We start from the raw sequence: 25,075 nt of genomic DNA, 5'->3' as shown, positions 1-25,075 counted from the left end.
CCTACACGAAGTCTCGTCCCGCACCGGTTGGCGAGGTAATAAGTACGAGCACAAGAAGCGACGCTGCCGACGCGCCGACAGGCGCGGACATCGGGGCATTCGAGGTGGTGTGGCGTTGCGGCATGGATCCGAGATAACCATCGTCGCCAGTGGGGTGTCAACCCTTGCGGGTGAAACGGCTGCAGAGACAGGCAGTCCATTGCGCGAAGCCGCGTGGTGACAGCATGGTTACTGCTGAAACAGGATCGGCGCTGCGTGGAAACAGACAACCCAGGTCACCCATTGCGCGGGATCTGCCATGCCCAAAGGCGTGGATCGAGCGACCTGGCATGTCCCGCTGGTATGGTTGGCGACTCACAAATTGCGTCTTGGGGGCCTTCCTGTCATGCGTCGCGTAACTGTCTTGTTGGTGTCTGCCCTGGCGCTGCTCGCGCCACCTCTCGGCGCCGCCGATCGCATCACCGGGCAGCCGTTCGCCACCCGTTCCGAGGTCATCGCGCCGCATGCGATGGCGGCCACGTCGCAACCGTTGGCCACCCAGATCGCACTGGATGTGATGAAGGACGGCGGCTCGGCGGTGGATGCGGCGATCGCCGCCAATGCCGCACTGGGGCTGATGGAGCCGACCGGCAATGGGGTGGGTGGGGACCTGTTCGCCATCGTCTGGGATCCCAAGACCAGCAAGCTCTATGGCTACAACGGTTCGGGCCGCTCGCCCAAATCGCTGACGCTGGCCGAGTTCCAGCGGCGCGGGTTGAAGGACATCCCGCCGACCGGCCCGTTGCCGGTGTCGGTACCGGGCGCGGTGGATGGCTGGTTCGCGCTGCACGCGCGTTTCGGTCGCAAGCCGATGGCACAGAATCTGGCGCCCGCGATCCGCTACGCCCGCGAAGGCCATCCGGTCGCCGAGACGATCGCCTATTACTGGGACCGCTCGGTGCCGCGTCTGTCGCAATACCCGGGCTTCAAGGAGCAGTTCACCATCGACGGGCATGCCCCGCGCAAGGGCGAGCTGTGGAAGAACCCGAACCTGGCCAATACGCTGCAGCAGATCGCCGACGGCGGCCGCGATGCGTTCTACAAGGGCGCCATCGCGCGCACCATCGGGACGTACTTCAAGGCCAACGGCGGTTTTCTCAGTTACGAGGACATGGCCAGCCACCACGGTGAGTGGGTCGAGCCGGTCAGCACCAACTACCGTGGTTACGATGTGTGGGAATTGCCGCCCAACAGTCAGGGCATTGCCGCGTTGCAGATGCTCAACATCCTGGAGGGCTACGACTTTTCCAAAATCCCGTTCGGCTCTGCCGAGCATGTGCATCTGTTCACCGAAGCCAAGAAGCTGGCCTTCGCCGACCGCGCGCGCTTTTATGCCGACCCGGCGTTTCAACCGGCGCCGTTGGCAAAGCTGATCTCCAAGGACTACGCCGCACAACGTCGCGCGCTGATCTCCATGGACAAGGCACTCAAGGAAGTGCAGCCGGGCACGCCCAAGCAGTTGGAGGAGGGCGACACCATCTACATGACCGTGGCCGATGCCGACGGCATGATGGTGTCGTTGATCCAGTCCAACTATCGCGGCATGGGCAGCGGCATGGCGCCTCCAGGGCTGGGCTTCATCCTGCAGGACCGCGGCGAGATGTTCGTGCTCAAGAAGGATCACCCCAACGGCTATGCGCCGGGCAAGCGCCCGTTCCAGACCATCATTCCGGCCTTCGTTACCAAGGACGGCAAGCCGTGGCTGAGCTTCGGCGTGATGGGCGGGGCGATGCAGCCGCAGGGGCATGCGCAGATCGTGATGAATCTGGTGGACTTCCATATGAATCTGCAGGAAGCCGGCGACGCCCCGCGCATCCAGCACGAAGGCTCCACCGAGCCGACCGGCCAGGCGACCGCGATGAGCGATGGCGGCGAACTCAATCTGGAAACCGGCTTCTCTTACGACACCATCCGTGCGCTGATGCGCAAGGGCCACCGGGTGATCTTTGCCGATGGCCCCTACGGCGGTTACCAGGCCATTGCGCGCGACCCGGTCAACGGGGTCTATTACGGCGCGTCGGAAAGCCGCAAGGACGGACAGGCGGCCGGCTATTGAGCAGCCGGCGCCTGCCCACTGCTGCAGATATCCGCATGCCATGCCGCTAATGGTTCGACTGGGTTCGGAGAACTCCTAATGACTGCGATGCAACCGTCTGATCTGCCGCCGCACACGGATGCGGCCGTGCTGCCCGATGCACCGGTCGCCTTGTTGCGGTTGTCTGCCGATGCCTGCGTGGTGGCCTGCAATCGTGCCGGCCTGGACCTACTGGGCAAGACCGCGCGCGAGTTGCAGGGCGCGCCCGCGCAGGTGCTGTGGGGCCTGGATGCAGCCGATTTGATCGGCGAAGAAGGTGTATGGGCCGCACCGGGCGACGACCCGGCCAGGCGCGTGCGCTATGTGCGCGATCGTGCGCATGGCGGCTGGATGCTGTCGCTGCCGCATGTGGAAACCGCCATCCTGCTACGCGAAGCGACCCGGCTGGCCGACGACAGCCTGCCGGTGCCGATTTCGCCACTGCTGCAGCCGTTGGTGGCGCGACTGCAGGCCGAACACGACGATCGCACCGTGCTTGAGCGCACCACCGAGGCGCTGGCCGGGTGCGAGCTGGACCTGTCGTTGCCGCCCGCGCTGGCCGAGACCGACATCGGCCGTCGTCTGCAGGCTGGCTTCGGCAACCTGGCCGAAGCGATCCGGCAGGCGGTGGCGTTGTCGGTGCAGATCGCTGCCGAAGTACCGCCGCTGGTCGCCGAAAACGACGAGATGGTGCGCCAGTCGCAAGCGCAGACCGTGGCGCTGGATGGCGCACGTACGGCAGTGGAGCGGTTGTCGTCGAACCTGCAGGACGTCAACACCGAGCTGGCGCAGGTCATTGGGCTGGCCGCCAGCGCCGATGACAGCGCACGTCAAGGCGTAGCTGCCGCACATGCCCTGGGCCAGGCCATGCATGAAGTGGAACGTCGCGCTGCGCGCGCCGGCGAAGTCATCGAAGTCATCGATTCGGTGGCGTTCCAGACCAATATTTTGTCGATCAACGCCGGCATCGAAGCGGCGCATGCCGGCGATGCCGGGCGCGGGTTTGCGGTGGTCGCCACCGAGATCCGTCGCCTGGCCGAGCGCGCCGCTGCAGCAGCCCGCGACGTGCGCGCGATTCTGGCCGAAACCAGTGCTGCAGTGGGCGAGGGCGCCGCCTCGGCACGTGGCACCGAGGCGGTGCTTCAGGGCATCACCCACGTGCTCGGCCAGGCCAGCGGCGCGATGACGGCGGTGGCCGGGCGTATCCAGGCGCAAGATGGCGAGATTCGCGGTATCGAGCGTGCCGTGGAGGGCGTGGTCGCGTTGGGGCGAAGCAATCTGCAACACGCCGCGCATGTGGCCGAACGCAGCGAAGCGCTGGAGCGTGGCACCGAAACACTGCGCGATTGCGTGGGCCTGTTCCGCCTGCCGCCCGACCCGCTGCACGTGCCCCGGCATGCCCTGGTCAAGGAACTGGCCGTGGCCACCGCCGGCCGCATCGGCGCCGCATTGGCGCAGGCGATAGCGCGCGGCCAGATCGATGAAGCGTCGCTGTTCGCACGCACCTATACGCAGATCCCCGGCGTGGAGCCACCCAAGTTCAGTACCGACTTCGATGCGCTCTGCGATCAGGTCTTGCCGGCCTTGCAAGAACCATTGCTGGAGGCGCATCCGTGGATCGTCTTCGCCATTTGCGCCAATCCCGATGGCTATGTGCCCACCCACAATCTGCGTTTCACCCAGCCACTGACCGGCGACGCCAAGCGCGACCTGGTCGGCAACCGCACCAAGCGCAAGTTCACCGACCGCGTCGGCCGCAGCGTCGGTGCGCACACCGACCCCTATCGTCTGCAGGTCTACCGCCGCGACACCGGCCAGATCATGTTCGACCTGTCGGCACCGATCTTCGTCGGCCGCAAGCACTGGGGCGGCTTGCGGGTGGGCTATACGCTGGAGTAGGTGCCGTCGTTACTGCGCCGCAGTAGATGCCGCAGCGGAGGGCGGTGTCGCCGCGCTCCCAAGCTGTTCGCCCAGAAAGCGTTCCAGGGTGCGATAAAACGTCACCTGGTTGGCGTCCTTGTAGAAGCCGTGTCCTTCCTTGGGAACGGCCATCCATTGCGGCGCATTGCCGCTGCGCGTCAGCGCCGCGCGCAAGCTCTTTGCCTGGGCAAATGGTGCGCGTTCGTCTTCTTCGCCGTGTACCAACAGCACCGGCACCTTGATGCGATCGGCCAGCATCACCGGTGAGTGGGCGGCCAGTTCGGCAGTGTCATGGCCGATGGCGCGCTCCAGATAATTCATGCCGTAGTCGCTGCGATTGATGTCGCCCTTGCTGTACATCATTTGCAGATCGTAGATGCCTGCAACGCCGACCGCGCAGCGGAACAGTGTCGGCGCCTTGACTTGCACCATCATCGCGGCATACGCACCGAAACTGGCGCCGTAGCTGCAGATACGCGTCTGATCGGCGAGCCCCTGGCTCACCGCCCAGCGCACGCCGTCGATCAGGTCATCCTGGATACGTTCGCCCCACTGGCGATAGCCCAAGCGCTCGAACCGGTTGCCACGGCCAAGCCCGCCGCGGTAATTGACCTGCAGCACCAGATAGCCGCGGCTGGCCAAGAACTGCGCGTCGGTATCGAACGCCCACCCATCTCCTTGCGCATGCGGGCCGCCGTGCGGCAGCAGGATCATCGGCAGCCGTACGCCATCGGCAGCGGTGCCGGGGACGGTGAGGACGCCGTCCAGGATCAAGCCGTCGCGGGCCTGGAACGTCACCATGCGACGCTCGCTCATCTGCGCCGCCTGCAATGCAGTGCGTGCCTTGATGACAAGTTTCAGCGTGTTGCTCGGCCGGTCGAAGATGTACCAGGCCCCGGCATCGCGGTCGCTATAGGCCTTCAGCAGCAGGACATTGCCGTCGGCGGTGAAATTGATGAAGTCCACGTACTGGCCGGCCAGGGTCTGGCTCAGGCTCCGGTGCAGTTGCGTCTCGGTAGTGTCCTGCTCGAAGTAGCGCAGCGTCGGCCGGCCCGGTCCGAGCCGAGCCGCGAACGGCGTCTGCGGCGCCGGCCCCCATTGCAGATCGTCCACGCTATAGAACGGGTCTGACGCCAGCACGCTGCGTTGCTGTCCATCGGGATCGGTGGTTACCAGGACCGCAGGGCCATCCGCCTCGGTGTACCAGCCATAGAGCCGACCCGGCTGCCGCGCAAATGCGATCGGGCGCCAGTTGGCCTGGACCTGGGGCATCGGCGACCAGCCATTGCCCGCACGGCGAAACAACAGCGAGTTGTCGTCGTCATCGGTGCCGTAGGCGTATTGCGCCACGCCATCGTGATCGAGTACGAACCGCAGGTCGGGGACGTCGATGTCGGCCATCAGGCGATGGGTGGTGGTGGTGGTGTCGACGTCGTAGAGCATCGAGTGGCGCGACCCAAGCGACAGGCGGCGCATGTAGAAGTGACCATTGCGGCGACTCGGCAGGCCTTCGATATAGCCGAATCCGCGCTCCAGTCCCGCATTGCGTGTGCTCTGCAGATACCCGTAGACGTAGCGCTGATTGGTGCCATCCAGGTCGGTGGCGATGATCTCGCCCATCGGGGTGGGTTCTTCCAGCGAGCCGAGCTTGCGTCCCTTGCCGATCACCAGACGACGGTCGCTGACCCAGGCAATCCGTACCGGCAGCTCATAGCGCGGCAGGCGCAGCATCGTGGTCGATTGCATGTCAGCGATCCGGTAGACCACCAGTGCGTAGTTGCCGTCACCCAGCTCTGCACTGACCGCCAGATGCTTGCCGTCGGGCGACATGGAGGGCGAGGAAATCGGGCCCGATTCGACAAAGGCCTCGACAGGCGGCGGGGAAGCCGCCACCACACCACCCGCCAGCAGCGACAGCAGTGCCGCTGCGGCCCAAGCGCATCGTTGCATCCCGTGCATCTGCATCGTCCATTGGTTATTTCACGGAACCATAACGAAATGCGGGTGGCGATGACAAGCGAAAAAAAGCCGCCGAAGATCGGCGGCAGGGAGAGCGAGCAGTTTCTTGTTGTATTGCCGCCAGATTACCGATGGGGGTGTTGTGAGAATGTCCTCGCATGGCGCTGTCGGGGGCGACGCGCCAGGCGGCCTGTTGCGTGTCAGCGCTGGCAAAAGACAACGACCTCCTGCGGGAGGCCGTTGTGGTCCGCAGACGTGGCGCAGGATCGGGTCGGACGACCGGGGTACGCCGCATCCTCCTTGACGCTGGACAGCCCGATCACCAGATTGCCGCGCTCGCGGGTGGCGCCCACGGTATCGAACGAGCCGCGCTGACCATCGCCCTGGCCGTACTGGTCGACATAGGCGTTGACTTCGGCACCATCGAAATCGCTGCGGGTGATGATGTTGACCACGCCGGCGATGGCGTCGGAACCATAGATCGACGAAGCGCCGTCCTTGAGCACTTCCACCCGCTCGACGATCGCCGAGGGCATGGGATTGAGAGCCACCGAGCCGGACAGGCCCGTCGATCTGGCCCTGCGCAGCAGCTGCGTGGGTGACACATAAGCCAATCGCGAGCGCGAGCGAGCCCTTGCGCATGGTCGGGTGGAGCGTCGGCATCGTCATGTGTGCGGCGGTTTCCCGGTAGAGGATGAGCGGCGATGTGGTCCGGGTTGAATGACGCCGGCTGTGCGTGCGGTTTCATCTGCATGGCACGCAGGCTTAGCGAGAATGAGCGAGCGATTTTCGCGACCGTTTTTCGCAAATCGCTACGTCGTTGTGGTTCGGCGCATGCAGTGCGTTCGCAGTGCTGACCTGCAAGACGCGCGTGGACGCATGTCCTCGCCGAGTGCGATGTGATCTAATCGCCGCCGAAGTGGGGGTACCGCGATGGCTGCGGTTGAGACAGTCCCTTCGAACCTGATCCGGCTGATACCGGCGTAGGGAAGCTTCGTTAGATGCGATGGTCCGTGCCTGCACGGGTACCTCGCCATTGAGCGCCGCCGCTTCGTCCGCCTGCGAATCCTTCGCAGAGCCAGCGCCGTGGGTGCTGGTTTTCCAGCACACAGGACGAACGCCATGCATGCCGCGCCTACCGTTTTGCAGCAACAAGCCCAGTCGCTGTCCGAGGCTGTGACCCAGCCGATTCCAGGGTCCCGCAAGATCTTCGTGCAGGGCTCGCGCGACGATCTGCAGGTGCCGATGCGCGAGATCGTCTTGACCCGCACGCCCACCTTGTTCGGTGGCGAAGACAATGCGCCGCTCAGTGTCTACGACACGTCCGGGCCGTATACGGACCCGCACGCTGCGATCGATCTTGCCGCCGGTCTGGCGCCGCTACGCGCGCGCTGGATTTCAGAACGCGACGATACCGTGGCGCTGGAAGGCTTGAGTTCCAGCTTCGGGCGCGGCCGCGAGCACGACGCGCGCCTGGATGCGGTGCGTTTCCCCGCGCGGCACCTGCCACGGGTGGCGCGCGACGGTGCCAACGTCACCCAGATGCATTACGCGCGCCGCGGCATCATCACCCCGGAAATGGAATTCGTGGCGATTCGCGAAAACCAGCGCCTGGACGCGGTGACCGACGCGATCCTGCGCAAGCAGCACCCAGGCGAAGCCTTCGGTGCCGTGATCCAGCAACGCATCACGCCGGAATTCGTGCGCGACGAAATCGCACGTGGCCGCGCGATCCTGCCCAACAACATCAATCATCCGGAAAGCGAGCCGATGATCATCGGCCGCAATTTCCTGACCAAGATCAACGCCAACATCGGCAACAGCGCGGTGTCCTCGGGGATTGCCGAAGAAGTGGAAAAACTGGTGTGGTCGATCCGCTGGGGAGGCGACACGGTGATGGACCTGTCCACCGGCAAGCACATCCACGAAACGCGCGAGTGGATCATCCGCAACTCGCCGGTGCCGATCGGGACGGTGCCGATCTATCAGGCGCTGGAAAAGGTCGATGGCCGTGCCGAAGAACTCACCTGGGAGATCTTCCGCGATACCTTGATCGAACAGGCCGAGCAGGGCGTGGACTACTTCACCATTCATGCCGGTGTGTTGCTGCGTTATGTACCGCTCACGGCCAGACGCGTCACCGGCATCGTCTCGCGCGGCGGGTCGATCCTGGCCAAGTGGTGTCTGGCCCATCACAAGGAAAACTTTCTCTACACGCACTTCGAAGACATCTGCCAGATCATGAAGGCCTACGACGTGGCGTTTTCGCTGGGCGATGGGTTGCGTCCGGGCTGCATTGCCGATGCCAACGACGCGGCGCAGTTCGGTGAACTTGAAACGCTGGGCGAGCTGACCAAGATTGCGTGGAAGCACGATGTGCAGACCATGATCGAAGGTCCGGGGCATGTGCCGATGCAGCTGATCAAGGAGAACATGGACAAGCAGTTGCGCGAATGCGGCGAGGCGCCGTTCTATACCTTGGGACCGTTGACCACCGATATCGCGCCGGGTTACGACCACATCACCAGCGCGATCGGTGCGGCAATGATCGGCTGGTTCGGCACCGCGATGCTTTGTTACGTCACGCCAAAGGAGCATCTGGGCCTGCCGAACCGGCAGGACGTGCGCGACGGCATCATGGCCTACAAGATCGCCGCGCATGCGGCCGATCTGGCCAAGGGGCATCCCGGTGCGCAGGTGCGTGACAATGCCTTGAGCAAGGCGCGCTTCGAGTTCCGGTGGGACGACCAGTTCCACCTCGGCCTGGATCCGGAGAAGGCCAAGGAGTTCCATGACGAAACCCTGCCCAAGGACGCGCACAAGCTGGCGCATTTCTGCTCGATGTGCGGGCCGCATTTCTGCTCGATGAAGATCACCCAGGATGTGCGCGATTACGCAGCCGAGCACGGCATGGGCGAAGAGCGCGCGCTGACCGTCGGGATGGAGGAAAAGTCGGCGCAATTTCTTGCGCAAGGCGCGCAGGTGTATCGCGCCACCTGACAACACGCGGCATGCCGGCATGCATTGACGACATTGCCGCGGACTGAGCGCTTAAGAAAAATTCAGCTTAGTCATCATCAGATCGCACCGTGGTCCGCAAGTGCCGCCGTGCGATCGCAGTGCAAGCGGTTACACCACATAAGGATTTCGACGGATTTCCCTGAACCGCAGATAAAAAAATCGCGCCAGAGGCGCGAAGGGAACATCGTAATTATTTGAATTCGTCGGCGAGAGAGAGAGCCTGACGTTGCCGCCCGTCGTAAGGAAGCAACAGGGCATAGAGTAAAATTTGCACCAATTGGATGCATGACACAGTTGGTTGTGGTCCTTTGCTGAATTTGGCGTTTCGCAGGGTCTGCGCGATTCGCTCTTGCCGTCCTTGCATGCCGATGCGTGTTTTGCCAATGAGTGTTCCTCCCGTTAATGCAATGCCATCGGACCGGCTGCGTGTCGGCCAGTGCATGGTCGATGTTGCCTCGCGCGAAGTGCACGTGGCAGGTGCCAGGCACCCGATGCGCCTGGCACCGAAATCGCTGGCGGTTCTGTTGACGCTGGCGCGGCGGCCCGGCCAAGTCGTCACGCGCGAGCAGCTGCTGGCCGAGGTCTGGCCCGACACCTTGCCGACCAACGACGTGGTGACCCAGGCGATCACGCAGCTGCGCAAGGCGCTCGCCAGCAATGGCAGCCAGCGGTCGGAACATATCGAAACCATCGCCAAGACCGGCTATCGCCTGCTGGCGCCGGTGGCCTGGGAAGAACAATCGGACAGCTCGGCCGGGACTGCCGCCAGCATCGGCGTCGCAGCGTCTGGCGACGTGCATGCCCAGGACGACCTGGGCACTGAGGTAGTGGCTACTGCTGCAGCTGCATCGCCAGGCGACGCTGCAGACGAGCAACCCGCATCCTCGCTTCCACGTCCTGCAAATCTGGCGCGGCAACGCCGTTGGATGGCATTGGCGGTGTCCAGCGTGGCGTTACTGGTGGTGCTGGGCCTGGCTGCGCGCACTTGGTGGTTGCGTGCGCCGGCCGACGCCGTCGAGGCGTCGTCTGCGGTAATGGGCAGTCCCAAGCGGCCCTATCAGATCATCACTGCAGGTGGCGGTTTCGACCTCACACCGAGCCTGTCGCCGGACGGCGCAATGGTGGCGTATGCCTCGCTGACCCGCGATCGACTCGGCACCTCGATTCTCGTCAAGACCACCGATAACGCTTACCCACGGGTGCTGGACACACCCGCGCCCGGCATCTCCGATCGATTGCCGGCCTGGTCGCCGGATGGGCGCGAAATCGCCTTCTCCAGGCAGGCCCCGGATGGCCACTGCAAGATCATGGTGGCCGCCGCACACGGTCCGGCCGCTGCCCACGAGGTGGCGCGCTGCGACGGCGCGGACATGCTGAGTTTCAGTTGGTCGCCGGACGGCCGCGCGTTGTTGTTCGGCAGCATGACCGGTGCGCGTGGCGCGCCGCGCATCCGCCGGCTGGATCTGGAAACCGGGCAATGGCAGACGCTGACCTACAGCGCGCAACCGAACGACTTCGATTACAAGCCGCGCTATTCGCCCGATGGCCGCTGGATCGTCTTTCTGCGCAATCCGCAGTTTGGCGATCTGTGGCGCATTCCGGCCACTGGCGGAACCGCCGAACGGCTCACCCACGACAGCGCCGATATCCGTGGCTGGAGTTGGTTGCCGGATGGCAGTGGACTGATTTTCGGGCGCCGGGTCGATAGCGAGGCGCGGCTGTATCGCCTGGACTTGCACGACCGGCGCCTGTACGACCTGGGGGTGGATGACGCGCAGGCGCCGGATGTGGCGCATGGCCATCTGGTATTCGTGCAGCGCAAGCCGCAATTCGGGGTGTACCAGGTCATTGGCGACCGGATGAATGGTGGCTACATCCGGCGACGCCTGTTCCCTTCGAACGGGCGCGACAGCCAGCCGATGATCGCGCCGGACGGGCGCCAGCTGATCTTCGCCTCCAACCGCTCCGGTGCATATGCGCTGTGGTGGGGCGATGTCACCAAACCGGGTTCGGTGCGGTTGATCGAAGGGATACAACCCGATGCGCACCAGGCCGCTGACTGGTCGGCCGATGCGCAGCGAATACTGGTCACTGGCAGCGACGCGCGAGGGCATGTGGGGCTGTTCGAGGTGACTCCGGGCAGTGGCAAGGTCGAGCGCCTGCCTGTGCCGCAGGCCCACCCGTTGCAGGCGATCCATCTTCCCGATCCTGACCGGTTGATGGTGCTTGCGGCCGCCGCCGATGGGCGCACCTTCGCCACGCTGTACGACAGGCGCAGCAGTCCCTGGCGTGCGCTGGCGTCGTTGCAGGATGTGTCACAACTACGGCTGGACCGTACCAGCGGACAGGTGCTGCTGACCCGGTTGAGTGGCGGAGGGCTGTTGCAGATTGCGCCGTCGCTGGCAGCCGACACATTGCACTCGATCAACCCGCAACAGCCATCGCGCTGGCGCTACCGCAGCTGGGCGCCTGGCCTGCCGAATAAGGTGCACTACCTGGCGTCCAACGACGCCTGTGCCACCTATGACATCGAGTTGCGTGGTGGTGCCGGGCGATGCCTGGATGTGTCCAAGTACACCACCATCAACGGGTTCAGCGCGGATCAGCACAGTGGCGCGCTCTACGTGGCGTTGGCAGAGGAAGATGGCAGTGCTATCGCCTACATGCCGCTGCCGGAACGCGCTTTGGTAAGCGTAGGCTGGGTATCCAACCTGTTGTTCCTGCTGAGAAAAATCGTCTCGTAACTTCTTCGGAAAGGTTTCGTGGCGATTTCGGAACGCCTTCGTCGGGACTTCCTGACGGGCGCCAGATTCGGCAAAACACTATGCCCTCTTTTGTACAGGGGGCTGCCAACATGCAACAGGTCATCACTGCAGATCGTGGGCTCGCCCTCGCGCTGGATAGTGCCAGCGGGTCGACATCGACCACCTGTCTGGCAGTCTCGCGCCTGGGCAGCATCCGTACTGCGGCGGCTACCTTCACCTTATGGGTGCAGCTGCGCGGGCGCGCCTGGGTGGAATCCAAGGAAGGGCGGTTCCGTCTGCGCGCCGGTGACTGGATCGCCTTCGACAAGGAATCGCATCCGACGGTGCAGGCCGACCGGAGCGCCTTGTGCGTCGGCGTCAGCCTCGATGGCGACAGCCTGCAGTCGCTGGCCGAGCTGACCGACGCCACGCTGTATCCGGGACGCAGCCACCTGGCGCGCAGCGACCTACGCATTGCATTGCGGTTGTGGCGCAACGCCGCGGCCCAGAGCGGCAGCGCCTCGGCACGCCCGTTGCTGTTGCATCTGGCCGCGATGCAACGCGGCTTCACCGAACAGGAACAACGGTGCCCGGGCCGCTCGCGCAGCCGCCGCCGTCAGGTGTTCGGGCGCATGCAACGCGCCCGGCTGTATCTGGAAGGCAACAGCGACCGCGTCGTGCGCATCGCCGAACTGGCGCAGCTGACCAACTTCTCCAGCTGGTACGTCTCCAAGACGTTCCAGAGCCTGTACGAAGAAAGCCCGCAGGCCTTGTCGGCACGCCTGCGGCTGGAGCGCGCCTCCGATCTGCTGCGCGACACGTCGATGATGATCGGCGAGGTTGCCGCCGCCAGCGGCTTCGACAATTGCTGCAGCTTCGCGCGTGCCTTTCGTGCGCGCTTCGGTGTCTCCGCTTCGCATTACCGCGACCAAACGACAAATCCGCCAGATTCGGCAAAGCCACGTAACGTGACGCGCAAAGCGACGGCGTTCACGCAAACGTAATTTGCACGGGGGCGTTTAACGCGCCACTAACGAACCCTGGAGAGATTGATGAACCTTCGCACCTCCGCAGTGCGGCTGGGCCTGTTGCCCGCCGGTATTGCGATCGCGTTGACGCCGGCATTTGCCGCCAATGCACAAGAGCAGTCCGCCCCGTCGACCACGACGCTGGACCGCATCGAAATCACCGGCTCGCGCATCCGCTCGGTCGACGTCGAAACCGCACAGCCGGTATTCACCGTCTCCCAGCAGGACATTCAGAAGTCCGGCCTGGTCAGCGTTGGCGACATCCTCCAGAACCTGTCGATTGCCGGTACGCAGACCTACAGCAAGGCTGCCGTGCTGACCTCCGACCCGGAGCAGGGCGGCCAGTACGTCAACCTGTACAACCTGGGCGAGAACCGTACCCTGGTGTTGGTGAACGGCAAGCGTTGGACCAGCAGCCTGTCTGGTTTGAGCGACATGTCCACCATTCCGAGCTCGCTGATCGAGCGCATCGAAGTCCTGAAGGACGGCGCCTCGGCGATCTACGGCTCCGACGCAGTGGCCGGCGTGGTCAACATCATCCTGCGCAAGAACTACGAGGGCGCCGAAGCGTCTGCCTACTTTGGCCAGAATGGTCGCGGCGACGGTTCCAAGGAGCAGTACTCCTTCACCGCCGGCACCAGCAATGACCGCTCCTCGCTAGTGTTCGGCGTCAACTACACCCAGGAAGACCCGGTGTGGGCCAAGGATCGCGCGCTGACCCGTTACTCGTCGGGCCCGAACCATATCGAAGACAGCTTGAGCGCGACCGGCCCGTGGGGTCGTTTCAACGATCCGCGTGCAGCGGGTACTGTGGGCGCGGGCGATTATCGCGATGCCAGGGGTAACGTTGTCGGTGCTGGCCAGGGGACGTGGACGCCGAATCAGTGGGTGCTCAATCACACTGGCTCCTTCGACGGCAAGGGCGTTGGTGCCGATTCGCGCGACCTCTCCAACTATCACGTTGGCGCGGGCGTGGACGACTACTACAACTCCGTCGACCAGATGATGTTGCAGCAGTCCAGCAAGAACAAGTCGGTCTTCACCAGCGGCAGCTACAACATCACCGACAGCATCACCTTCAAGTCGACCGCGATGTACTCCGAGCGCGAGTCCCTTCGCCAGATCGCTGGTTACCCGCTGCAAGCAAGTTCGCAGCCACAGTTCCCGGTGGCGATCAGTGGCAGCAGCTACTACAACCCGATGGGCCAGGACATCAATAGCTGGTTCCGCCGTACCATCGAGTTGCCGCGCACCACCGAAGGCAACGTCAAGTCCACCCACTTCGATGCGGCGCTGGAAGGCGTGTTCGACGTCGGCAGCCACGGCTGGAACTGGGACGTGGGCTTCAACTACAACAAGTACGACGTCACCCAGGTGTCGCGCGGCAACATCAACCTGTTGGCGTTGCAGAAAGCACTCGGTCCGTCGTTCCTCAATGCACAGGGTCAGGTGCAGTGCGGCACTGCGGCCAGCCCGCTGCCATTGGGCACCAGCAACGCCCTGGGCCAGTGCACCCCGTTCAACATCCTGGGCGGCCCGTCGGCCTCTAACCCGGATGTGCTGCAGTACATCAATGCACTGGGTCAGTCGACGCAGCAGAGCCTGAGCAAGCAGTGGACCGCCAACATCACTGGCGGCCTGTTCGAATTGCCGGCAGGTGAGCTGGGCTTTGCGGCCGGTTTCGAACACCGCGAAATCAGCGGTTACGACTATCCGGACATGCTGTCCAGCGCCGGTTACACCACCGACCTGGCCGCGCAGGCAACCGAAGGTAGCTACCAGACCAACGAAGCCTATCTGGAACTGTTGATTCCGGTGCTGAAGGATCTGCCGGGTGCCAAGGAACTGTCGTTCGACGTCGCCGCGCGCTACAGCAACTACAGCCGCTTCGGCGATACCACCAACACCAAGTTCAGCTTCACCTGGAAGCCGATCGACGACCTGCTGGTGCGTGGCACCTACGGCACCGGTTTCCGTGCGCCGACGCTGTCGGACACCTTCGGTGGCGGCTCGCAGACGTTCGATACCTTCACCGATCCATGCGATGCCACCTTCGGTTCGCTGGGCACCGGCGGCGTGGCAGCACGTTGCGCAGGCGAAGGCTTGCCGGCTGGTTTCCGCCAGACCGATACCGCGGGCAACCCGGTGACGCGCCGCGATGTGCAGGGCAATGCGCCGTTCAACTCGGGCGTGGGTAATGCCGAGCTGGAGCCGGAATACAGCATCACCCGTACCGTGGGCATGGTGTACAGCCCGCATTGGGTGCAGGGCCTGGACTTCTCGCTGGACTGGTACCGCATTTCGATCTCCAACATCATCACCGCGCTGACCGCCAATGATGTGTTGAACAATTGCTACCTCAACAACCTGGCCAGCTACTGCGCCGACTACGGCCGTGATTCGGTCACCGGTCAGGTCACCACGCTGAGCCGTGGCAACGTCAACCTGGGTCGCCTGGAAACCGAAGGCTACAACTTCGGCGTGCGTTACCGTCTGCCGGAAATGGGTATCGGTAAGTTCGCCGTCAACCTCGACACCAACTACCTGGCGACCTACAAGTCGCAGGCAGAGGCGGGCGCGGATTGGGCGAACAATGCGGGTTACTGGAACTACCCGCGCGTGCGTGCAACGCTGGGCGTGAACTGGTCGCGTGATGCGTTGTCGGCCAGCTGGGACCTGCGTTACTACGGTGGTTTCCGTGACTACTGCTGGGATGCACAGGCTGGAATCGAGTGCAACAACCCTGGCTACCAGACCCCGAACCCGGCATGGGGCGGCGGCACTGGCTCCAACAAGAAGGGCTCGATCTCCTACCAGGACGTCTCGCTCACCTGGCAGGCGCCGTGGGACGGCAGCGTGACCATCGGTGCACGTAACGTGTGGAACAAGAAGCCGCCGATCAGCTACTCGATCACCAACAGCAGCAGTGCTGCGATCGATCCGATGCTCGATTACGACCGCTTCCTGTTCATGCAATACAACCAGCGCTTCTGATCATCGAAGCGTCGGAAAAAAGAGCGGGCCGAAAGGCCCGCTTTTTTTATTCGTCGCAACCGTGCGGGTTAGCGGCGTTGCGTTGATTCGCTTGCAAAAGCTGCGTGCAGCCGTACGAGCACTTGCAGAAAAACATACGTCGGTATCGAGACGAGAGCTATCAGAACCGTCCCATGCACCGTGCAGATAGCTGGTGCATCGATCGCCGCCTGCTCAACCACGACGCAAAGAAAAAGGGCACGACCATGTCGCGCCCTTTTCGCTTGATCGCAAGTCTTGCCGCACTCAGGCCTCAGCAAGCCCCAACAACGTATCGGCCTGCTCGCGCCAGGCGGGCAGGCGGGCAATGACGCCGACCTTGGTCAGATACTCTTCGTCCACGGCCTCGCCGCTGGCCAGTGCGGTGGCCACGTGCACCGCGCCGGTGACCCAGAAGCTACGCAGGCTCGAGCGCTGCGGGTGGCGATGGAAGGCCACCGCTTCGATGATCGGCATCGGCAGGCCCCACAGGCCGAGCAGATAGGCACCGGCTTCGGTGTGACACAGGCGCTCGTCGCCGCCTTCCATTGGCGGTTCACGCTCGTCGCGCACACCAGGCAACAACAGCCCGATATCGGCCAGCAACGCGGCGGTCGAGCCGAGTTCTGCGCTGGTCGGCGGCAATACCTTGGCGGCCAGACGCGAAGAGAGCAGGGCACGGCGTTGCATCGAGCTACGCTCGGCGGGGCTCAGGGTCTGCACCGAGAACACCTCGCTGGCCAGTACCAGGTCGCGTAACGTCGCCACGCCCAGGCGGGTCACGGCCGTGCGCAAATCGGTGATGCTGCGGCCGCCGGAGAAAAACGCCGAATTGCACAGCTGCAGCACCTTGGCCGCAATTGCCGGGTCACCGGTGATCAGTTTGGCGATGTCGGCAGCATCGGCGCCGTCATCCTCCTCCAATGCGTGCATCAGGCTCAGGTACAGATGCGGCGGCGAGGGCAGTTTTTCGATGCGTCCGATGGTGGCGCGCAGTCGCGGATTGCCGAGCAGGTCGCGCAACTCTTCCAGGCTGGTGATCGCTTCGAGCATGACTTCCGGCGATAGCGGCATCGGCAGAAAGCGATGCGCCACGCCGATGATGCGTGCCGGCGGCGTGCGCTGGCCATCCTGGACATCGATCAACGCGATGCGGATGGTGTCCGGGCGCAGTGTCCGGATCTGCCCCAATAACGTGGCGGACGTGAGATCAGGCAACACGGGTGCAACGATGACCGCATCGAACGGCGACAGGGCAGCGGCTTCGATCGCCGAATTGCCATCGGCTACCCGCTGGGCTTGCCAGTCATCGCCGAGATCGGCGACATAGTCGATCAGATCGGACGGAAGACTGGCTTCGTCCCCAACAAACAGAATACGCAAGACACTTCCCCAAGAGTCACCGGTGACAGACACCGGCCAAACGCTGTCGGCAATGTACCTAATCCGCCAACGGCGGTCACCGGGATCACGCCCAAAGCGTGATCCCGATCGCCCCTTGGCTGCGGGGCTGCACCACGATCAAAGGATCAGGGAGCGTCGGAATTATAGCGTTCCACCGACTCCACCAGGATGCGCTTGGCTTCTGCCGCGCCGCCCCACCCATCCAGCTTGACCCACTTGCCCTTCTCCAAGTCCTTGTAATGCTCGAAGAAATGGCCGATGCGTTCCATCCAGTGGCTGGACACCTGGTTGATGTCCTCGATGTGCGCATAGCCGGAGAAGATCTTCTCGATCGGCACCGCCAGGATCTTTTCGTCGCTACCGGCTTCGTCGCTCATGCGCAGCACGCCCACCGGACGGCAACGCACCACCGAGCCAGGCACCAGCGGCAGCGGCAGCACCACCAGCACATCGGCCGGGTCGCCATCGCCGCACAGCGTATTGGGCACGTAGCCGTAGTTGCAGGGGTAGCGCATCGGGGTCGACAGGATGCGGTCGACGAAGATCGCCCCGCTGGCCTTGTCCACTTCGTACTTGACCGGCTCCGAATCCTTGGGGATTTCGATGACGACGTTGATTTCTTCCGGCAGATTCTTGCCGGAGGTGACCAGTTCAAGACCCATGCGCGTAACTCCGAGGCGTCAGCTAGTGTGTAGGGCGCGATTCTACGCGTTCGGCTGTTGCGGTGCAGCGACACTGAATGGGCAATCTCCTGAGGGCGCGATGCGGCATAGCCTGCATTCATCGCGGGCAGGTTCCCGATCGTTGCAGCCAGCGCCACAGCGCACGCTGCAGGCTCATTCACTGCGCGGGAATCGCCATGTCCAGATTTGCACGTGTACTCGTCGTTTTGCTGCTGTCGCCGTTCGCCCAACTGGCTGTGGCCGCCACGCCACCGCCGACCTTCGTTGACGCGGTGGACTGGCCCGCCAATGGCGAGGGCTGGGAGGCGTTTGTCGATCTGGAACAGCGGCTGGATCACGACTTCGACCAGATCTGTGGCGACACCTTCTGCGGCGGGGACTTCAGCGACTACCAGCCCTTGCGCTTTCGCTGCTCGGTGAACCAGGCGACCGGTGTGATCGGCAGCTGTATCTGGACGTTTGGCGCCAGTGAGGTGAGTGTGGATCCGCGCAGTGGGTTCCTACGTTCGGATAGCCGGGTCTGGCGCTGCACGGCACCCTTGAAAGCGGGGACCCGCCTGGACGAGATGTATCGCACCCTGGCGGTGACCAACCCCTTGTTCGAGCCACTGCCGCATGGTGCGCCTCCCATCTACGACGGGCTGATCGGTTGTCTGTAAGCGGCTGGTAGGTCTGTTGCGGCGGCCCGCATCTCGCCCAAGGCAATGACCGTGCCCAGGGGCTGTGCAGTGGCGATGGGATCGGGCCTGTTGCAAATGGACATCGAAGGCCCGCACACCGGTTGGTATTGGGACCAACGCGATGGCTATTAGCGGCAGCCGCACAGCCTGGGCTGGCGCAGGAGGCGGGACGTGCAGGGGCACGTCCCGCACCGGGGCGCCGATCGCACGCGCTCACCAACGGCGCGGCGGGTTGCAAGTTGCACTCAAAGCAACGGCACCAGCAGCAGTGCGACGATGTTGATGATCTTGATCAGCGGATTGATCGCCGGCCCGGCCGTGTCCTTGTAGGGGTCGCCCACGGTGTCGCCGGTGATCGCCGCCTTGTGCGCTTCGCTGCCCTTGCCGCCGAAATGGCCGTCCTCGATGTACTTCTTGGCGTTGTCCCAGGCGCCGCCACCGGTGGTCATCGAAATGGCCAGAAACAGCCCGGTGACAATGGTGCCGATCAACAAGCCACCCAAAGCGCGCGGCCCCAGCAGCAGCCCGACCACGATCGGGACCACCACCGGCAACAACGAGGGCACGATCATTTCGCGGATTGCCGAGCGGGTCAGCATGTCCACCGCGCGGTCGTATTGCGGTTTGGCGGTACCGGCCATGATGCCGGGGATCTCGCGGAACTGACGGCGGACCTCCTCGACCACCGCGCCGGCCGCGCGGCCCACCGCTTCCATCGCCATTGCACCGAACAGATACGGGATCAGGCCGCCGATCAACAGACCGATGATCACGGTGTGGTCCGACAGGTCGAAGGCGAAGACCTCGGTGGGATTGGCTGCCTGCAGGTTGTGGGTGTAGTCGGCAAACAGCACCAGCGCCGCCAGCGCCGCCGAGCCGATCGCATAGCCCTTGGTGACCGCCTTGGTGGTATTGCCGACCGCATCCAGCGGGTCGGTGATTGCGCGCACTTCCGGCGGCAGTTCGGCCATTTCAGCGATGCCGCCGGCGTTGTCGGTGATGGGGCCATAGGCATCCAGCGCCACGATCATGCCGGCCATCGACAGCATTGCCGTGGCAGCGATCGCAATGCCGTAGAGGCCGCCGAAGTGGAACGCGCCCCAGATCGCTGCGCACACCGCGATCACCGGCAGCGCGGTGGACTTCATCGAGATGCCAAGGCCGGCAATGATGTTGGTGCCGTGTCCGGTGGTGCTGGCAGAGGCCACGTGCTGCACCGGTGCGTATTGGGTGCCGGTGTAGTACTCGGTGATCCACACGATCAGGCCGGTGAGGACCAGTCCGATCAAGGCGCAGACATACAACGATGTTGCACCGTGGCTGTTGTCGCGCATCAACGACTGGGTGATCGGCCAATAGGCCAGCGCGGCCAGCACACCGGACACGATCACGCCCTTGTAGAGCGCGCCCATGATCGAGCCGCCCGCTTTGACCTTGACGAAAGACGCACCCACGATCGACGCAACGATCGACACCCCGCCAAGAACCAGCGGGTAGAGCACGGCATGCGGCCCGGTTTCGGCCAGCGTCAGACTGCCGAGCAGCATGGTGGCGATCACGGTGACCGCAAAGGTTTCGAACAGGTCCGCCGCCATGCCTGCGCAGTCGCCAACGTTGTCGCCGACGTTGTCTGCGATCACCGCCGGGTTGCGCGGGTCGTCCTCGGGGATCCCGGCTTCGACCTTGCCGACCAGGTCCGCGCCCACGTCCGCGCCCTTGGTGAAGATGCCGCCACCGAGGCGGGCGAAGATCGAAATCAGCGACGAGCCGAATGCCAGCCCTACCAGCGCGTGCAGGTTTTGCTCCAACGGCAATCCCATTGCCTGCAGCACCGCGTAGTAGCCGGCCACCCCGAGCAACCCCAGGCCCACCACCAGCATGCCGGTGATGGCGCCGCCACGGAACGCCACATCCATCGCACGGCCGATGCCATGCCGCGCCGCCTCGGCGGTACGGACGTTGGCGCGCACCGAGACGTTCATGCCGATATAGCCGGCCAGCCCGGACAACACCGCGCCGATCGCAAACCCCACGGCGGTGTACCAACTGAGAAACAGTCCGACCAGCACGAACAACACGCCGCCGGCAACCGAAATGGTGAGGTATTGCCGGTTGAGATAGGCACGCGCGCCTTCCTGGATCGCCGCGGCGATCTCCTGCATGCGTGCGTTGCCGCTGGGCTGCGCGATCACCCAGCGTGCCGATACGATTCCATAGACGATTGCCAAGACCGCGCAAGCCAGCGCAAGCAGTAACCCGTAGTGTTCCAGCATGACCCCTCCCAAGAGAATGGATGTCGTCCGGTCGGACGAACGAAGGGCGATGCACGCAGCGAGTGGACAGTGGAGACAGACTCGACGGCCACAGGGACCGCGATGCGCGTCGCGAGTGTTCATGGTGGCCGGATTGCGGCCGAGTATGCGCCGCGGAGTGCGTGGCTGCCAGCATGCCGGCTTTGGCGTGCTGTTCAGTCGCCACGTGACAGCCTGCGGGCAACGTGACCGATCTGATCCAGGAGTGACTATGTCAAACCATGCCGCGTCGAAATATGCCGTGATCATCGCTGCACTGTTGCTCAGTGGCCACGCGCTTGCGGCCGACCCGACCCCCGAGTTGAAACAGCGTGCACCCGGAACCGCGCAAGCGGTCGGTGCCGTGCACACCTTGCGCCAGATTCCCGAAGCCTGCGCTCGCTTGGAAGGTGTGTTCACCGGCAACGCGGCGCAGCCCTACACCTTGTCGGTGGTACGTAGCAGCCCCACGTGTCAACCGCGTGCGCGCTTCGTGGATTTCGCCAAGGCTGCACCCAGCGTTGCGTCGGGCTGGATCTTCAACGATGTGATCCGCGTGCCGAGTGCAGCTTGCCCAGCGCAGCAGGCGGTTGTACGCGTGTGGCGCAAGCCGGTGGATGCCAAGCCGCAACTCGACGGACAAGGCCAGTCACGCATCTATCTGGAAGAGGCAAAGCAGCAGGCCGCCGCCGGCAAGATCCCGCAAGTGCCGATGTTTGCTGCGCAGCAGACGATGGAAGGCAAGGCCTGCCAGTGAAAATGTAAGCGGGTGAGCCGTTGCCGAGTTAACAGTCGTAGAGTGAATATGATGCTTGAATGACGATTGCCTTTAAAAAAGTCTTGACGGACTAAGGTACATATATTCATTGCTCATAGGGAAAGCTAGGGAAAGCGGCTTTGGAAGACGGTTAACATCCTGCGGGGATAGATGCATATCCAGCAACTGCAACTGACGAATGCTCTCCTGCTGGGAGGGCACACGCTCGGACAAATCTACCTTGGCCGCGAAGCCCAGCATTCAACACGCTGCGGTCACTGGCGTAACCGGCCTGTTCCAGCAAAGCGATCTCCTGCGGCGCGGCATAGAGCTTCACTTGGCCGTAGTGCTTGCTGGCAGCACTGACCGCGTCGCCAGCCATCACGTGATTGATCACATCCGAGCCACCTTCGGGAATACGGCGATCCAGGCTAACCGCGCCGTACGCATTGAAGGTCTCGCCTTTAAGGCCATAGTGATGCGCCGTGACCTGTGCCAGATCGCCCCCGAGCGAGTGGCCAGTGACGGTGACTGCCGGTGTATGCCCGTCACGCTTGCCTCGCCGCTCAGCTATCTCCATTGCATGTCGGGTGAATTCAATTGCATCGGCAGTTTGGTTATTATGACGAGCTGCAACCATGCCACCATCTGCGTAGGCGCCATCTTGTTTGGGTTGACGATCAAATTCGGTGCCGCGATGGGCGACGACAATTTCGCCTGTATCTATTCGCTGATAGATGATGCCTTGATAGCCGGACGGAGTATCAATGTACTCGAGCCGCTTATAGGGAGCGTCGCCGATATTTGCCGTCCGACTATTTTCGCCAGTTTCATCTGGCTTTTTATAAACATCGCTTGCCAGCGCAGCATATTGTTGTGCGGTCAGAGTCATAGTGCGTCCTTTCTGGCTATCAAAGTCACTTTGAACAACTCTTTGCGCAAATCTTCCTTGAATTGACTTGGGTCTGAGTGGCCTGAGTCGGGGTAGTTGCTCATCTCATCTTCGGGATACCCACCTGACCAGAAATAGGTCGCAGCCGGACTGCCGCTCAATAATTTATCTTTGTATAGGCCTGGCTGAAACCTGGTTTCTTCGTGTTTTCCGGTAGCTTTTAACGAAACATCTATGCTAGTGAGCTCCCATCGGCAGACTCCCTTGGCATAGTTGTCCGCATCAACCATGCCATCTGCGTAGATCGTCGCGACGTATGTGGATGCATCGCGCTTCTCAAAGTGGATGGGGATGCCATCTTCATCAGGCTTGCTCCACACCCCGGCAATGGGCTCGATTGGAGTGCATTGCTTGTGATTGGTCATCTGGTAGAAGGCCGTGCCCGAGATCCACTCAAACGGCCCGGGCGCATCCTCGATGGTCATCGTTATCCGGTACGCTTGCGTCGGATTCGGATTCTTGCGATAGACCGGCTCGTCGTCGTCGTCGTCGTCGTCGTCGGTCGTCGCGTTGGTGTCGTGTTTCTCAGAAGCAGCGTTCATGGGATTGCACCCTGCCAGGAGCGTGAGGAAAAGGCAGCCCAAAATCTTGATCTTCAGATAACCGTTCATGTCGCCATTGTGCACCGTGCAGACCGCTCGGCGGCGGTGATCGCATCATGCAGCTGGCGAACGCTACGGTTGATATTAGCGCTGCGCAATACCACTGCTATGAGCAGGGGTTTTGGGGTGTTACATCATTAAATACTATGTGGTGAAGAGCTTGCCTGTATTGCCGTGCCACAAGCCTGCAGCTGTAGAGGTGGAACATTCAGTATGATTTAAATACTTGTTCCGAACAATTGGAATAAAGGATAGCGCATGTAAGTCCGCTTGAAGAGGCGCATTCATTTTCCGCGTTATGTTTTACGTCTTCGAGAGATGGGCCCCTGGAAAATTGTAATGCTCCTGCAACGTTAACCCCATTTTTTTGCGGGCCTGCGACTGCGGCGCACTGATTTTGGTAGCTTGCCCAGTCTTTGCACCTAGTTCCTCCAGCTTCGGTACACTTCATAAGTGCGTCCTTTTCAGCGTCCCGCTTGGAAATCTTTCCTGATGAAACGCCTAGCACGCCATCAACAGGATCATGGGCAATGGCGCCCCAAGTTTTGAGCCACTTCCCAAGTGGACGAGGGGCTTGATTGATGGAGTTTCCTTGTGGAATTGGTGCGCATGCTGCTGCACCCTGTCCACCGATTGGGTATTGCCCGGGTGGGCAGCCTTGTTCTGCCAGTGCTGGGAAAGCATTCAACATCACAAGAATAATAGGAAAAATATATATTTTCATTGATAATTCGCTGCGTTCCGATAACTAGGTCGGCTATGTAGCACTGCCTTCACTTCTGCCGGCATTGCCTCGTGAACCTGGAGCCTGCGTTAATGTTGGATTTGAACCGCCAGCGATTGCTTTAGTAGCGTTAGCGGACTCTGTGCTGCGTTCATCTCCTTGGCTGTTGTTTCTAGCAGCCTGCTGCGGCATATACGACCCAGCCGGCTGCCCCTGCGGTCCGGGGCTTGCTGCGGCACCAAACGCCGAGTAGGCCATGAACGTGCCCATATTGCCCTGCCATAGCGCGGCGGCGATGGTCGGTACGGTGACGATGAGCATGGTCATGATCAGGCCGATGCCGCCTTGTTGCAGGGCCTGGCTGGAGAGGCCTTCGGCGCTGGCCAGGGGGATGAACTTGACCGCCCAGTAGGCAGCGGCCACCTTGGCAGTGAACTTGAGCACCATGGCCGTCACCACCGACAGCATGGACATCGAGAACAAGGTGCCGATGACGTAGAACAGCCACTTCTTGAACAGATCCTTGGTCTGGTCGAAGACCAGCGCCAGGATGAAGAGGGGCCCGATACCGATCAAGAAGGCCATGGTGAACTTGAACAGCAACAGCATCGCGCCTGCGGCCATCGGTGGGCTGGCTGTACCGAAGCCGGCCAGCATCACGGCCCGGCCCTTCTTTTCCAGCATTTCCGGCTGGCTTGACTCCACCCGCACCGCATCCAGTGTGGCCAGCGCAATCTGGGTGTAGGCCAGGTTCTCGTCGATGGCATCGGCGGCAGTGCCCTCATCGCCGGTGAACAGATGATGGATTTCCTTGTCCAGGTTCTCGGTCATGGTCTGGTGCAGCATGGCGCCGTTGGCCCCGAGGGCCGAGGCAATGCTGATGATGATGGCGACCTTGCCGGCCTTGATCATCGTGGCCATGGCACTCTCGCGCGACTGCCCGGTGGCGATGCGGTAACCCAGGATCAGCACCCACAGCGTGGTGACGGTCAACGCGATGGTGCTGACCCACTTCATGGCCCGCCCCATCAGCTCCAGGCCGAATTCCTGGATTTCCCGGTTGAAGTAGTCGTTGACCAGCTTGAAGAAAACGAAGTCGCCGAGGTTGGCGTCCGCCAGCGGCTGCAACCGGCTTGTCGCACGCGGCGCACACCGGGCTGCTGTGACAGTCGGCATTGAGGCAGT

15 protein-coding genes, 2 pseudogenes and 1 riboswitch are annotated in these 25,075 nt (G+C 62.8%); of the genes and pseudogenes, 8 read left to right on the top strand and 9 right to left on the bottom strand.

The window, feature by feature from the left end; genetic code table 11:
- Positions 1–385 precede the first annotated feature (385 nt).
- Positions 386–2,095: a gamma-glutamyltransferase gene (ggt, locus tag GGR61_RS11060; RefSeq protein WP_184621405.1), complete on the top strand. Its 1,710-nt coding sequence runs from the start codon at positions 386–388 to the stop codon at positions 2,093–2,095.
- A gap of 78 nt (positions 2,096–2,173) precedes the next feature.
- Positions 2,174–4,012, top strand: a complete 1,839-nt coding sequence (locus GGR61_RS11055; RefSeq protein WP_184621404.1) for a methyl-accepting chemotaxis protein — start codon at positions 2,174–2,176, stop codon at positions 4,010–4,012.
- A 9-nt stretch (positions 4,013–4,021) separates the two neighbouring features.
- Here the strand turns inward: GGR61_RS11055 and GGR61_RS11050 are convergent, their stop codons facing one another.
- Entirely contained in the window at positions 4,022–5,992 is a 1,971-nt protein-coding gene (locus GGR61_RS11050; protein ID WP_184621403.1) for a prolyl oligopeptidase family serine peptidase, read from the bottom strand.
- Between the two features lie 290 nt (positions 5,993–6,282).
- Positions 6,283–6,561 (bottom strand): annotated as a pseudogene (locus GGR61_RS11045) (TonB-dependent receptor plug domain-containing protein); the annotation flags it as partial.
- A gap of 342 nt (positions 6,562–6,903) precedes the next feature.
- A riboswitch (TPP riboswitch) is annotated at positions 6,904–7,000 on the top strand.
- Between the two features lie 114 nt (positions 7,001–7,114).
- Between GGR61_RS11045 and thiC the strand changes: the two are divergent.
- From thiC to GGR61_RS11025, 4 genes are all read left to right on the top strand, one after another.
- Positions 7,115–8,992 carry a phosphomethylpyrimidine synthase ThiC gene (gene thiC, locus GGR61_RS11040; RefSeq protein WP_184621402.1) on the top strand — a complete coding sequence of 626 codons (1,878 nt, stop codon included), beginning with the start codon at positions 7,115–7,117 and terminating at the stop codon, positions 8,990–8,992.
- 428 nt (positions 8,993–9,420) lie between these two features.
- Complete coding sequence (locus GGR61_RS11035) at positions 9,421–11,757, top strand: winged helix-turn-helix domain-containing protein (RefSeq protein ID WP_184621401.1); 2,337 nt, start codon at positions 9,421–9,423, stop codon at positions 11,755–11,757.
- A 110-nt stretch (positions 11,758–11,867) separates the two neighbouring features.
- Positions 11,868–12,761 (top strand): helix-turn-helix domain-containing protein, encoded by an 894-nt coding sequence (locus tag GGR61_RS11030; protein WP_184407757.1) that lies wholly within the window; start codon positions 11,868–11,870, stop codon positions 12,759–12,761.
- A gap of 48 nt (positions 12,762–12,809) precedes the next feature.
- The gene (locus GGR61_RS11025; RefSeq protein WP_184621400.1) at positions 12,810–15,779 is read left to right on the top strand and encodes a TonB-dependent receptor; all 2,970 of its coding nucleotides are present in this window, start codon (positions 12,810–12,812) and stop codon (positions 15,777–15,779) included.
- A gap of 285 nt (positions 15,780–16,064) precedes the next feature.
- On the opposite strand, the gene GGR61_RS11020 is transcribed toward GGR61_RS11025, so the two are convergent.
- Together GGR61_RS11020 and ppa are read right to left on the bottom strand one after the other, a co-directional pair.
- The gene (locus GGR61_RS11020; RefSeq protein WP_184621399.1) at positions 16,065–17,213 is read right to left on the bottom strand and encodes an HDOD domain-containing protein; all 1,149 of its coding nucleotides are present in this window, start codon (positions 17,211–17,213) and stop codon (positions 16,065–16,067) included.
- A gap of 113 nt (positions 17,214–17,326) precedes the next feature.
- Positions 17,327–17,863 carry an inorganic diphosphatase gene (ppa, locus tag GGR61_RS11015; RefSeq protein WP_005990841.1) on the bottom strand — a complete coding sequence of 179 codons (537 nt, stop codon included), beginning with the start codon at positions 17,861–17,863 and terminating at the stop codon, positions 17,327–17,329.
- Between the two features lie 197 nt (positions 17,864–18,060).
- On the opposite strand from ppa, the gene GGR61_RS11010 reads away from it, so the two are divergent.
- Entirely contained in the window at positions 18,061–18,543 is a 483-nt protein-coding gene (locus GGR61_RS11010; RefSeq protein WP_184621398.1) for a hypothetical protein, read from the top strand.
- Between the two features lie 266 nt (positions 18,544–18,809).
- Here GGR61_RS11010 and GGR61_RS11005 read toward each other — a convergent pair whose 3' ends face one another.
- Entirely contained in the window at positions 18,810–20,837 is a 2,028-nt protein-coding gene (locus tag GGR61_RS11005) for a sodium-translocating pyrophosphatase (protein WP_184621397.1), read from the bottom strand.
- 250 nt (positions 20,838–21,087) lie between these two features.
- Here GGR61_RS11005 and GGR61_RS11000 point away from each other — a divergent pair, with 250 nt between their 5' ends.
- Complete coding sequence (locus tag GGR61_RS11000) at positions 21,088–21,612, top strand: hypothetical protein (RefSeq protein ID WP_326520247.1); 525 nt, start codon at positions 21,088–21,090, stop codon at positions 21,610–21,612.
- A gap of 256 nt (positions 21,613–21,868) precedes the next feature.
- Here GGR61_RS11000 and GGR61_RS10995 read toward each other — a convergent pair.
- From GGR61_RS10995 to GGR61_RS10980, 4 genes and pseudogenes are all read right to left on the bottom strand, one after another.
- Positions 21,869–22,504: pseudogene (locus GGR61_RS10995) on the bottom strand (DUF6792 domain-containing protein); the annotation flags it as partial.
- On the bottom strand, positions 22,501–23,175 hold the full coding sequence (locus GGR61_RS10990) for a hypothetical protein (protein ID WP_184621395.1): 675 nt from the start codon (positions 23,173–23,175) through the stop codon (positions 22,501–22,503). The pseudogene GGR61_RS10995 and the gene GGR61_RS10990, both read right to left, overlap by 4 nt.
- 199 nt (positions 23,176–23,374) lie before the next feature.
- A complete protein-coding gene (locus tag GGR61_RS10985) occupies positions 23,375–23,890 on the bottom strand; it encodes a DUF4189 domain-containing protein (RefSeq protein WP_260287528.1) in 516 nt (171 codons plus the stop codon).
- Between the two features lie 33 nt (positions 23,891–23,923).
- The gene (locus tag GGR61_RS10980) at positions 23,924–25,066 is read right to left on the bottom strand and encodes a type IV secretion system protein (RefSeq protein WP_184621505.1); all 1,143 of its coding nucleotides are present in this window, start codon (positions 25,064–25,066) and stop codon (positions 23,924–23,926) included.
- Positions 25,067–25,075: the final 9 nt, after the last annotated feature.

The sequence above is a fragment of the Xanthomonas sp. 3058 genome (genome assembly GCF_014199765.1).
GTDB classification, from domain to species: domain Bacteria; phylum Pseudomonadota; class Gammaproteobacteria; order Xanthomonadales; family Xanthomonadaceae; genus Xanthomonas; species Xanthomonas campestris_B.
This window is presented reverse-complemented; position numbering and strand designations above follow the sequence as displayed.

Excerpts from the sequence above, each read along its gene's own strand:
- ggt (WP_184621405.1), top strand. The coding sequence starts at position 386 with ATGCGTCGCGTAACTGTCTTGTTGGTGTCTGCCCTGGCGCTGCTCGCG.
- GGR61_RS11055 (WP_184621404.1), top strand. The coding sequence starts at position 2,174 with ATGACTGCGATGCAACCGTCTGATCTGCCGCCGCACACGGATGCGGCC.
- GGR61_RS11050 (WP_184621403.1), bottom strand. The coding sequence starts at position 5,992 with ATGCACGGGATGCAACGATGCGCTTGGGCCGCAGCGGCACTGCTGTCG.
- thiC (WP_184621402.1), top strand. The coding sequence starts at position 7,115 with ATGCATGCCGCGCCTACCGTTTTGCAGCAACAAGCCCAGTCGCTGTCC.
- GGR61_RS11035 (WP_184621401.1), top strand. The coding sequence starts at position 9,421 with ATGCCATCGGACCGGCTGCGTGTCGGCCAGTGCATGGTCGATGTTGCC.
- GGR61_RS11030 (WP_184407757.1), top strand. The coding sequence starts at position 11,868 with ATGCAACAGGTCATCACTGCAGATCGTGGGCTCGCCCTCGCGCTGGAT.
- GGR61_RS11025 (WP_184621400.1), top strand. The coding sequence starts at position 12,810 with ATGAACCTTCGCACCTCCGCAGTGCGGCTGGGCCTGTTGCCCGCCGGT.
- ppa (WP_005990841.1), bottom strand. The coding sequence starts at position 17,863 with ATGGGTCTTGAACTGGTCACCTCCGGCAAGAATCTGCCGGAAGAAATC.
- GGR61_RS11010 (WP_184621398.1), top strand. The coding sequence starts at position 18,061 with ATGTCCAGATTTGCACGTGTACTCGTCGTTTTGCTGCTGTCGCCGTTC.
- GGR61_RS11005 (WP_184621397.1), bottom strand. The coding sequence starts at position 20,837 with ATGCTGGAACACTACGGGTTACTGCTTGCGCTGGCTTGCGCGGTCTTG.
- GGR61_RS11000 (WP_326520247.1), top strand. The coding sequence starts at position 21,088 with ATGTCAAACCATGCCGCGTCGAAATATGCCGTGATCATCGCTGCACTG.
- GGR61_RS10990 (WP_184621395.1), bottom strand. The coding sequence starts at position 23,175 with ATGAACGGTTATCTGAAGATCAAGATTTTGGGCTGCCTTTTCCTCACG.
- GGR61_RS10985 (WP_260287528.1), bottom strand. The coding sequence starts at position 23,890 with ATGAAAATATATATTTTTCCTATTATTCTTGTGATGTTGAATGCTTTC.
- GGR61_RS10980 (WP_184621505.1), bottom strand. The coding sequence starts at position 25,066 with ATGCCGACTGTCACAGCAGCCCGGTGTGCGCCGCGTGCGACAAGCCGG.